We start from the raw sequence: 11,926 nt of genomic DNA on the forward strand, positions 1-11,926 counted from the left end.
GAGCCTTATCTCCCCATCTCCACGCTCTCCGCGTTCTCTGCGTGAAATAAAATAAATGATACATCACGAAGAGTACGCAGAGAGTACAGAGTTTTGGGGGTCAGAGCATTAAAAGTTACACCTTAAATCGCTTCACGATAGTATTTAACGTTTCTGCTTGAGATGACAGCTCTTCACTAGCTGCTGCAAGTTCTTCAGAGCCGCTTGATACTACTTGCGTAACTTCGTTAATTTGATTAATTGCTTTAATTATTTCATTGGTTGATGCACTCTGTTCTTCCATCATTACAGATATTTCTTCTGACATTTTATTAACTTCTTCAACATCTTTTTTCACATTATTGCTCATTCTATTAAGTTCCTGAGACGATTGAGCAATATTTTCCATTAATACGGCAGTAGTTTTTACATTTTCAATTATCTTGCGCAATGAATTTGCAGTTTTTTCAACTAGCTCTGAGCCTGCATTAACTTTATGATTAGTCTCAAGTATGAGCTTATTTATTTCCTTTGAGCTCTGCGCCGTCTGGTCTGCTAACTTTGATATTTCTTCTGCAACAACTGCAAAACCTTTTCCATGTTCGCCAGCCCTTGCCGCTTCAATAGAAGCATTTAACGATAATAGATTAATCTGATCAGAAATATCTGATATAATAGTTACTATCTCAGTAATCCTTCGCGAACTTTCATTAATTTCTCTCATTCCACTCACCGTGCTTCCTAACACAGTTTCACCTTCCTTAGCATAGCTATGGGTTTCATCAGCCATTTTATATGCATCCTGGGCATGTTGGTTTATCCTTTCTATTGCATCAGCTAAATATTCCATAGAGCTTCTGGTGGCATCAGCTTTTTTTGCTTGACCTTTTGCATTCTCAGATACCGAATCAATAGTTGCTTTTATTTCTTCCATTGCTGAGGAAGTTTCTTCAATGGATGCTGCTTGATCCTGCGCAACATTAGCCAATTGCTGACTTGATTGTGTCATTTGTACTGATGATGATGCAACATGATCTGCAGCATCTTTCACTGCTAATATTAGATCTCGCAAATTATCAATAAATTGATTAAATAGAAGTGCCAGTTTCCCTACTTCATCATTTCGTTCTATTGCTATTTTACGCGTCAAATCCCCATGCCCTTTATTAATATCCTCTAAGGATATAACCATTTCATCCAAAGGATGTAACCCTTTATGCACCACACCACGTATGAGAGCTATCGCTATCCCCAATATTATTGCATTTACAAGGATGCTAATTATTAATATTTGAAGCCTGGCTTTAAAGTAGTCTTTTAATGAATAAATTATTTGAAATGCTCCGTGAATTTCACCTTCCTTCCAGCCCTCCATAGGACCTCCAGTGGGGTCTTTGCCATCTTTTCTACCCCATAAGGTATAGGATAGCGCAGGATCCCCATGGCATATTAAGCAGTCCTTTGTCAATCGAACAGGTCTAAAATATCGCAACGAATCATTTTCATAATCAATTAAATAATATTCAGATAAATTTTTTGATTTAATCTCATTGAGAATCTTTTGTTCAAATTGAGTTGGTGTATTTGCAGGATTACGAGGATATTCTTTAGGTACTCTGAACTCATATCCTAACTCTTTGGCTTTCTTTTTCATCGCAACTATTGATGAAAAAACAGGAACGGTATAGACAAATTTACCTTTAACGTCTTTTTTAAGATATTCTTTATCATAAATCTGTCGATCCCAGTTATCAGCCATATATTCCCGGAATGCCTCACCCATTGTACATATAGAGCGAGCTTTATCAACAAATTGACGTTCAACCTCTTTTATATAGCTTATCCGCCAAAATATATTGGTAAATGCCAGACTTAATACTAAAACAGTTATAACACCTACCGTAACCTTTGTTTTAATTGTCCAATTACGTATTATATTAATAACCCTNTTCATACACCCCTCTATAACAACTGTATATTTTTAAATGATACACAATGTTAATAAACTAACACAAATATCACATATTTTAATTAATTAATTTTTAATTATAAATGCTAAAATTGCAAGAAAACTATATCGATATTTGCCACTTAAAATGATTCACATTATACTCAATTTGTGTTCAATTGTCAAATTTAAAAAACTCGGGTTTTTCAAATCAGATATTTAAATGACATACAGAGTAATAAAGACCAAATTATAGTTAAAAATTTCTCTATTGCACTTTATCAAATATTGATTCAAATTCATTAATAGTTTCACAAAATGCTTTTTTGCGCACTTCTTTCAACTCACCATAATGAGAAATTAACACATCAACAATATATGGATCAAGTGATTTGCTTTTTGCTTTTTTCAATTCATCTATAAGCATTGAATCATCCATAGCAAGTCTATATGGCCGTGATTCGGCTAACGCTGTAAACATATCAGCAACAGCCAGTATCCTGGAACCCATGGTTAAGTCTTGTGCAGCCATTTTAAATGGGTATCCACTCCCATCCATTTTTTCATGATGTAACGATGCATATTCATTTATAATTTTGAAAACTGGATCATCAATTTCATTAAGTATTTGATATGTAAAATATGCATGACGTTTCATTACCCGCCATTCATCCACTAAAAGTTTATCCGGTTTTTCAAGTATTGATAATGGAATAGCCAGCTTCCCAATATCATGAAGATGACCGGCAATATCAAGCATCAAGCATTCCTTTTCAGAAAACTTCAGCAATCGTCCCAACTCTCGGGCAACCATGGCTACCGAAGTTGAATGAGATGCTGTAAATCGGCTTCTGAAATCTATTATTTTTGTGAAAAGTTTTGCAATATCATGGGCTTGTTCAAGTGTTAAAATTGGATTATAAAAAATATATCCTTTTATTGTTCTTTCTATATTATTAAATTGCAGGTCAAACCAGAATGACTCCTGCTGTGCTAATGAAATAAAACATTTAACAAGTTCTGGATTAAACCTATTACCCGAATGCTCACGAATAGAATCACATATTGCATCTTTTTGTGTGAGAAGATCAGATCTATAATCAATAAGCACATCCACTCTATCTGCAATATGGATAATTTCTGAAGCTATCGGAATACTATCTTCAGTTATGTTTTTCTTTTCTGAATGTGATACATGATGATACTTAATTATGGGTGCAATATTTTTTGTTAAAGGACAAGAATCAAGAAAGCGATAGCCCATAATACTATGATAGTCTATGCTACCTTCATAGTCAAAATGGGCTAATTCCTTATAATCGGCTTCTTTAAGAACTCCAATATCATGAAGCGCAGCTGCAATAACCGTCTTTGTAATATTATCAGGATTTAATCCTATGCAATGGGCCAAGCGACCAGCAATATATGCTACTCGTTTATTATGACCACCTATATTCGGATCTACCAGATCAATAGATCGCGATAATGCCATAAAAACATCAACAAGAAGCGACATGCTCCCTCTATACTTTTAGCAAAATTAAACTATATTAATACAATTATTCATTTCTCCATAAAATATAATACTACAAAGTTATCAATGAACCAAAAAAACGTCAAATTGTCTTTATTTTTAACATATTCTTAAAACTTTATCAACTGTAATAATTTAAATTCTGATATTTTATTTGATACACACAAGGGCAAGCTTAGCTCAACATCAATATTGCATACATATTATAAAATTATGTCATTTATTAACTTTAGAAAAAATATACACAACATTCAGAAATATGAATCAGCTTAAGAATACCTTAATCGTGACAATTGCATATACTTTAGTTATCTTTTTATTTTTATTTATTACGGACCTTTTATGTATTAATGCTTTAAACACAAGAGCTTAAGAAAATAATTTTGACTCCTCTTTCTATAATGAAACTTTAAAAACTAAATTAATATAAAAAGGCTGTTTCCAAGAACAGCCTTTTTGTAATAGTTTGCCCAGGACGGGACTTGAACCCATACGGGAGATTCCCACATGCCCCTCAAGCATGCGTGTCTACCAGTTCCACCACCTGGGCTTATAACACAACATATTATGATAAACATAATATTTTGTGCACATTTTATGTCAAGAAAAATGTATCACAAAGTAACCACTTCTCGATAAATTTTAAGATATTACTATTTAATCCCTCAAAATACCAAAAATCAATTTTATTTAATGAAGGATAAATGTAAACTACTTTAAAATTATTTTTATAAAAGTTTTACAGTACCTACCTTAATGTTTTAGTCACAAAATAAAGCATAGTAGCCTTAATAAAAAAACAAATGTATAATAAATAAAATATTTACTCTATACTCAATAAAAAGGAATAGCTATATAAACCAACATATTTTTTATATTGAACCTACTAGATATAATCTATAACTTTCCTAAATTATATTTATTTTTATGGTAAACGAATCTGTGAAGGTTTCAAGAGAGGCAAAAAAACTTCCCTATCTTCATATTGAATTCCTATAACATCCTTTTTACATTTATGATAGCATTGCAGACAACCAATACATTTGTGTTTATCAAAAAGTGGACGGTTATCCTGTAATGTAATAGCCTTTACAGGACAACAGGTAACACATAACCCACATCCAGTACATTTCTCAATGTTTGCTATTTTGGCATAATAATACGTTTTGAAATGAAGCGAATTTATACCCCTATTATATGAACCTAAAACACCACAACAATCCCAACAGCAGTTGCATATTGCTATCTCATCTTTATCAAGGTTATCTTTTTCATGCCATACAATATGTACACCACCTTTTTTCTTTGTTTCTTCAATAATGCCTATTGCTTCATCTTTGTTGATAAAACGCCCAAATCCATATTTGACTGCATGCTGGCTGAATTTACCCAGCACAATACATGCTTCAAGTGGCATTTTCAATCTGCATTCAATTCCTTCCAGTGATTTCCATTGACGGCAAAAACAATGCACAACTGCAATTAGCCCATCATTGACATATCGTGCAATTAATTCCTGTATGGAGGTTGCTGACATCACTTGGCTTGCTTCAGGAACTATCTGCTTATTAATAATAATTTCCTTTTGTAATCCTGCTGGTTTAATTGTATTATGTGGAGTATTGCGCTTGTTACTCCAGTTTCTTAGCTGCCGTAGTGGCGTTATATTGTACTTTTTCCACGAATTAAACAATCTAGTAAGCCAGTGTGCAAATTGCGTTTTTTCAGGTGCCCTGCTGCCGTTACATAAATATACTTCAAACCACCCTAACATGATAGGAGAAACACTAAAAATCTCTTCACCATTATTTTGCTGTGACCAGATCATCCCTTTGCCAATAAGTGCTGAAAAAATCTCCCAAGCATTATGAGGTGGCAAGTTTACTTTTTTAAATATTTCATCTTTTACTGCTGGCTCTGACCCCATAGAAAGTAAAAAATCTACTTCGTGTGGTAATAATACCTGGTCAAATACTTTAAGAAGCGTCAATGTGATTGGTATTGATGATGCCGACTGTCGGTTCATCATCAAAGCCAGCCGTGCAAGTTTAAGATAATTGTTTTTTGGCATTATTTGTTAATCATTAGCAATCTTTAAAAGTTCAAGCATTGTAGCAGCATCTTTTGCATAATTTGAATCAGGATATTCTTTTATGAGCTGGGTAAACGCCTTTACTGCATCATCTTCAAAACCCATTTTGTTGTAACATATTCCAATCTGAAAAAGGCTATATATGCCGTCATCCGTCAAGGGAAATTCCTCAAAAAGACGTTTATAAATAGTGATAGCCTTTGTATATTGCGAATTATCAAAATATATAGCTGCTATAAAGCGATATGCTTTTGCCCTGTGCAATCCGTCAATATAAATATCTAAATATTCATAAAATTCGTTCAGGGCTTTCTGGTGCTCATTAACAGATATAAAAAACAACCCTTGTTGAAACTTTTTATCATCAGCTTCTTGCTGCATAGTTCTTTTTTCTTGAGCTGCCACAGGCAAAACAAAAATTAATAGCAGTATCAACATTACCTTTTTCATAGTGTTACTCCACGTATACTACAATTACTTTAGCAACCCTTCAGCTTCACCAGCTATCTCTTCAACCAGCGCACTGAACAAAGTTATGACATCTTCATTGGTACGTCTGAGCCTTTGTGCCAGTTGTAGGGCGATAGCTCTTGTTAAAATTAAACCTACTTTAGGATTGGCATCACCGTATTTAATGAAATTATTGCGTTTGAGTACTAGACAATCACAATCACTTTTTGCAACAACTGTGGCCGAACGTTTGTCCCTGTCAATCATGGCAAGTTCGCCAACATATAGCGGATTTTCAAAAGCATTCATTGCCACAACAGTATATGGTTCATTTTGCAATGTCCGTTTCTGTATTTCTATCTCTCCATTAACTATAATATATAATTCATCACCAAAGTCACCTTCCTTAATTATGATTTTTCCTTTTTTTATTTTTTTATAATTACACAAATTAGCTATATCCTTAATAACCTGTAAATCCAAACCCTTAAAAAGGGATAGCTTGTGTAATTTCCTGATTACCGTTTCATTATCTTTGATTACCATACTTTTGCCTCAACCAATTTCACTGGAACCTTCAATCAGAACAGCCTTGGAAAAATTTTTAATTATATAATTCTTATCAGGATTCAACACTGGGTAATTAGGTATCATTGTTTTAACAATCCTTAAATTATCCACAAGCTTTGAAATATCAGGCGTCTTTTGGGCTTCCTGTAATGCCAGCCGCTTGCGTTCATAAAAATTACCTGTATTTTCTAAAAGTCCAATTAAAATCTTATTTTTTTTACCAAAATATTCCACAAGATTACTATACGGTTTATTAATAAAGTGGGAAGGAATTTCCTCAGTGGTTAAGGACACAGGAGTACTTACATCAATAAGTTCACCTATAACATGCGCCAGTCCGCTTTTTGCAAATACATCAGCAATTATGTTTTTACTGTAATTATTTGTAAGGATTACCTCATCACACCCTGATAAACGTAAGTATCGTTCATACTTCTGGTCAATAATTTCTGCACATACATAAACACTTTTTGAAATTGCCTTAATCGACATTACTGACATCACAGTACGCGAGTCGGCATCCTGTCCTGACTTACCCAGTTCATCCGCCAGCACAAGCACTTTTTTTGCATACCGTATATTAGCCCTGTTTAAAACATGTTCATCAATATGATCCCCAAACACATAATGTATATTGGAAAAAAGAATATTACCTTTTAAGTTTTCTATCTGTTCAGCCTCAGCCATGCACACCAGAACAACATCATAACCTGCAAAATCCTCTTTCCTCTTTGCTATGCTGGACAGAACCATTGCCATATCTTTTTTCCAGCCGCAAATAACATAATGATTTTTTATCTTCACAGGCTTAAGCCCCCTGTCTTCTTTTAATTGTTTTTCCACCAGCGTTGAGGCAATATTACCAGTAATTACCCCTACCAACGCCATTCCAAAAAACATTGTCAGTATACCAATTAACCTTCCTAACCGTGATATTGGGTACTTATCCCCATACCCTACAGTTGTAGAAGTTACTATTGCCCACCATATTGAATCTTCAAAGGAATTTATATTGCTCCTTACAACCTCCTGTCCGTCTAAAGTTGTATAAGTGCGGGTGTATCCTTTTTCAATATAAAATATAGCTGTTGAAAAAATGAATAATACCACAAAGCATACTGCAAAAATTCTAAACACCATACTGCGCATTAAATTATTGAAAATTATTCGCAAATTTTTTAATACTTTCAGGTTTTTAAATGTTACATTCATATAATTCCGTATATTTACATTATGCGATAGCTCATATCAATTATCGAATGGTAATGAAAAAAAGATTACAAAATTATTATGTCACTTTAAATAAATACGATAAAAAAAGGGGAGAAAAATCTCCCCTTTTTAAATTCTATTATTATATTTCTCTCTTTTCTATAGCTCTTTCAAACCTCTCTTAGGCTTGCTCTTGGAAGAAGATAGATCAACAGAGCCTTTTATTTCTCCCTCAGACTGTGCCTTGTATGCAGCCTCAAAAATATCTTCTTTCATTTCAGCTTGGGCAAACGACTGGTCAATGTCTTCACGAATTGTAGATCTTCTGCGCTTGAATGTTGCAAATGCAGCATCTTGGAATCCACGTGATACACTATAGAGGAACTCGTTCAATACATTTGCCATACCTTTCAGCATATACTGTTTGCGCTTGATTGTTGTTACATCAACATCAAGCACTAAACCAGGCTGTATATGATGAGGGTTGATCTTATAGGTAAATTCATTAAACCTTCTTTCAAGGAAGTTGATGCGCTCATCAAGAATAACCCTTTCAATTGGGTTCTGGAATCCGTGCATCTTCTGCAGCATTTCGCGCAAATATTTTAACTTGTTTTTCAAATTATGGATTCTATCTTCGTAGGTTCTATTATTTTTTTCAACGAAGGAATTTTCATTATACATTTCGCCAATCTCATTCCACAATACTGAATTTGGATCAGCATCTTCTTCACGTTTATTCCTTCTCCATTCACGTGACATTAATCTGTTTGCTAAATCATCAAAGTCACGGAGCGAACGGAATCTCTTCTTTGATTCATAGTGAGCATGCACAACATCCCATACTCTCAAGATTTCACGTGTAAAGGCATCCATCTGGCGGTCGTATTCCTTCTTTGCTTCACGCAGTTGGTTCTGGTCATAGTATGCAAGCCGTATCGCATAACGCTCATCCGGAAGAACAGTCCTATCCAGCTCTTCATATTCGCGAATTTGGCATATACGTGCATTTTTCATGTTATCGCATACCTGATACCCAAGCTTTGATGTATCAAGTATTGAAGTAATAGCATTTACAGCAGTGTTGTAACCGCGGTTACGGATATTTTCTTCATCGATGATGTACTTAATATTTTCACGAATATTTAGTGGATCGTATTCTTCAATATCGATCTCAGCTCGAAGTCCTTCAATCTTATCAAGGAATTTCTTAGCCAGTATTGTGTAGCGTTTTGATTTTTCATCTTCTTTTTCATCATCAGTGAAATTTTCAATCCTCTTGATCTTTTCAAACATTACTTCGGTACCTGTGAGCTCGCTCTTGCCCTGATCAAGCAATTCCTCTTTGAGTATCTGAATCTGCTTATCAATCAACTCATGGATATGCTTTTGAATAGCGTCTTTCAACAATGACTCAACTGTTACTTGATAATGGTAAATAGGGCTTATTAATTCGCTATCAAGGATGTTTACAGATAGCTTTACATCATAGACATATTTTGGCCTGAGCTCATTATCCTTGAATACGCATTTTATAATTGCGTAAGCATTTTCACCACGGATAAATGCACCAACGTCAGTTTTCTGGCGAAGTATTGCATTGGTTTCATTTTCTAAATCATTCATACCTCTCTGGATATGACCCTGCAAGTGCCCGTACATGTTCACAATGGATTTTTCAATTTCGCCGGTATTAAATTTGTCCGACCCGCCTATTTTATCAAGAAGCTCCATTATTTCACGTGGGGTATAGCGGGCTAGTCCTTTTGCTTCTTCCCTGTCCACAAAATCACGGACTTTCTTAATAAATTCATCTTCCATCGTAACAGTGTAGCGGTTAAACATGTTTACGTAAGTCTGGTTGACATAATTGTACAGCTTTTCCTTCAAACCACCCATAACATCCAGTTTTTTCAATACTTCTTCAGGAAGCTTGTTCTGTACATGATTTACCAGCTTGTCTACCGTTTCATCCAGTATAAGCCTTGCTTCAGCAACCTTATCACGACCTTCCTGAGCTAATGAATTTCTTGAACCAACCGCACTGGGTTCGGTTGGATGAACTTTATTAGGGCTTTTTGGGAATTGAGCTATTGACATTTATTGACCTCCTTGATTAAATACATTTTTGTCAAAGATGCATAATATATAATTAAACTTTAATGATGCACCGTATGCAATCCAACATTACCGCATATCTTTAATGAAAAGCGTTTGAAAGTAATATTTAAATTAATATCATTATGCTTGTCAACGCTTTATTTAAATTTTTAAAAAAATTTTTAATTATTAGTATACCTCATCCTTCATAATATTTGAATGTGTAATTGGCTATTTTAAATATATCACCATCTTTTAGAATATCACCTGGATCCCTGTTGACAAAGTGTACTGTATTTTCAGGTGCAACAATTTGGCATTTAACACCTTTATCAATCCATACTGCTTTAAGCAGTATTGGTGTACGTAATGCAAAATCATGAATTCTGATAAGATTATGGCTATCTTTACCAATAGTTATAGTTTTACTGTTTTTTGCTGTAAGGTTGACTTTTTCTATTGTAGGATCTAAAAGCTCATTATTCCAATACTCCAGTGCACCCCTCACTTTAAGCTGTGCTGCACGACGCAGTAAAAGCAACAGGATTATTAAAAGAGCTATCGCCACAACAATAATAAAAAGTGGGTGCATATAGAAGGGGCGTGTATTTATTTCCTTAACCTTTGCCATGGCATCTATATCTTTTTTAAGATCCTGTGTTATGACTTTGTCAAGACCCTCCTGTGCATCAATTACCTTTGTATACTGCGATATGCTTTCTTTAACTTCTTTCTGAACTTTTGCAATATGGCTATCCTTTTGCATTTGCCCTAAATTGACAAAGAATATAAACCATTCATTCCCCGAATACTGTTTTGCAATTTTTTTGATATCATACCGATGCTCTCGTGCATATGGTGGAGGGTCATCAATAGCATCGGTTATAATGATGATAACCTGTTCCCTGTCAGGATCCTCAGCCTGTAGCTTCTTTGCCTTATCAAACACTGCATTCATCATGGCCATTGTATATGTCCACTTGCCACTTGCTTCAACCATTGAAATGTATTTATTGAGTATATCCTTATTACTTTTATGTTTGATATACACTGTTGGATAGATTTTTACCTGAGTATCAAAAGTTATCAGTGTAAGGCTATCGTTATCATCAAGCTGGTCAATAAATTTTGGCAGGCTTTGCTTTACCAGCGGCATAATATTTTTTCCACCATAGCCAGCCATAGATAACGACGTATCAATAACAAGAAGCAAATCTTTTGATTTTGCAAATGCCCCTGCTGTGCATACACCAATACACAGGACAAATACAATTATTGAATTAAATAAGCTATTTTTTGCTTTCAAGGCGAACTCCTTATATAAATAATATTTTATTTTTCAGCATGATTAGAGCTTAACTGGTTAAAAAAGACTAAATGATAAAAAAACATTAGTCAAGTAAAATTATTATTTTTTAATAACTTAATACTCCTTGTAACGGCGTGTTTCTTTTACATAATTTCGTAAATCTAATGAATGCTTTTTATCTACATCCAGATACTCATTCATCAGAATGAAAAACCATAGCAACGTGTCTTCTTCAGTCTCAAGAGCTACAAATTTCCTTTTCTCTCTCCAATCTTTAATAATTACACCCTTACCAATAATCATCATAATATCAAATTCCAGTTCGTGACTTACACTTCGGCTAACATAGTAATCAAGTATTGCATTTTTCAACTGTGGCATATCAATATCACTGTTAGCAGCAATAATAAATGCTGGTATAAGAACAGATTCTTCCACTTCGGCAAATTTGTTGAGCTTTTTTGTCAATGCAACATTATTAAGCACTTCAGGTAATTGCTGAGCACTTATTTTTTCAACAACATGAAACGTAGCATATACTAATTCTGAAGGAATGTGCCCATTCATCATCTGGTCTATAATATTCCACTTTTTATAGTATGCAATATAATCAACCGTTTTTGGGACATACCCGCTTGCATCAACCGGTTTTTTGTCGGATACAACAAAATCAGTTGGGACTATATCCTGTAGCAAATTCATTATTTGTTTTATATCTGTCTCTTATACACA

The 11,926-nt window shown here is 34.3% G+C and carries 9 protein-coding genes and 1 tRNA gene; all 10 read right to left on the minus strand.

What is annotated here, in order from left to right; all coding sequences use genetic code 11:
- Positions 1–115 precede the first annotated feature (115 nt).
- Positions 116–1,933: a methyl-accepting chemotaxis protein gene (locus tag N3F66_13245; GenBank protein ID MCX8125110.1), complete on the minus strand. Its 1,818-nt coding sequence runs from the start codon at positions 1,931–1,933 to the stop codon at positions 116–118.
- 262 nt (positions 1,934–2,195) lie between these two features.
- Positions 2,196–3,443: an HD domain-containing protein gene (locus N3F66_13250; protein MCX8125111.1), complete on the minus strand. Its 1,248-nt coding sequence runs from the start codon at positions 3,441–3,443 to the stop codon at positions 2,196–2,198.
- A gap of 485 nt (positions 3,444–3,928) precedes the next feature.
- Positions 3,929–4,011 (minus strand) — tRNA-Leu (locus N3F66_13255).
- Positions 4,012–4,386: 375 nt separating this feature from the next.
- The gene (locus N3F66_13260) at positions 4,387–5,532 is read right to left on the minus strand and encodes a hypothetical protein (protein ID MCX8125112.1); all 1,146 of its coding nucleotides are present in this window, start codon (positions 5,530–5,532) and stop codon (positions 4,387–4,389) included.
- Between the two features lie 6 nt (positions 5,533–5,538).
- Positions 5,539–6,003: a tetratricopeptide repeat protein gene (locus N3F66_13265; protein MCX8125113.1), complete on the minus strand. Its 465-nt coding sequence runs from the start codon at positions 6,001–6,003 to the stop codon at positions 5,539–5,541.
- Between the two features lie 24 nt (positions 6,004–6,027).
- A complete protein-coding gene (locus N3F66_13270) occupies positions 6,028–6,549 on the minus strand; it encodes a cyclic nucleotide-binding domain-containing protein (GenBank protein ID MCX8125114.1) in 522 nt (173 codons plus the stop codon).
- 9 nt (positions 6,550–6,558) lie between these two features.
- On the minus strand, positions 6,559–7,785 hold the full coding sequence (locus N3F66_13275; GenBank protein MCX8125115.1) for an ion channel: 1,227 nt from the start codon (positions 7,783–7,785) through the stop codon (positions 6,559–6,561).
- 159 nt (positions 7,786–7,944) lie between these two features.
- On the minus strand, positions 7,945–9,885 hold the full coding sequence (gene cfpA / locus N3F66_13280) for a cytoplasmic filament protein CfpA (protein MCX8125116.1): 1,941 nt from the start codon (positions 9,883–9,885) through the stop codon (positions 7,945–7,947).
- A gap of 199 nt (positions 9,886–10,084) precedes the next feature.
- Positions 10,085–11,191 (minus strand): VWA domain-containing protein, encoded by a 1,107-nt coding sequence (locus tag N3F66_13285; protein ID MCX8125117.1) that lies wholly within the window; start codon positions 11,189–11,191, stop codon positions 10,085–10,087.
- Between the two features lie 117 nt (positions 11,192–11,308).
- The gene (locus tag N3F66_13290; GenBank protein ID MCX8125118.1) at positions 11,309–11,896 is read right to left on the minus strand and encodes a hypothetical protein; all 588 of its coding nucleotides are present in this window, start codon (positions 11,894–11,896) and stop codon (positions 11,309–11,311) included.
- Positions 11,897–11,926: the final 30 nt, after the last annotated feature.

This window comes from Spirochaetota bacterium (assembly GCA_026414805.1).
GTDB lineage: Bacteria > Spirochaetota > UBA4802 > UBA4802 > UB4802 > UBA4802.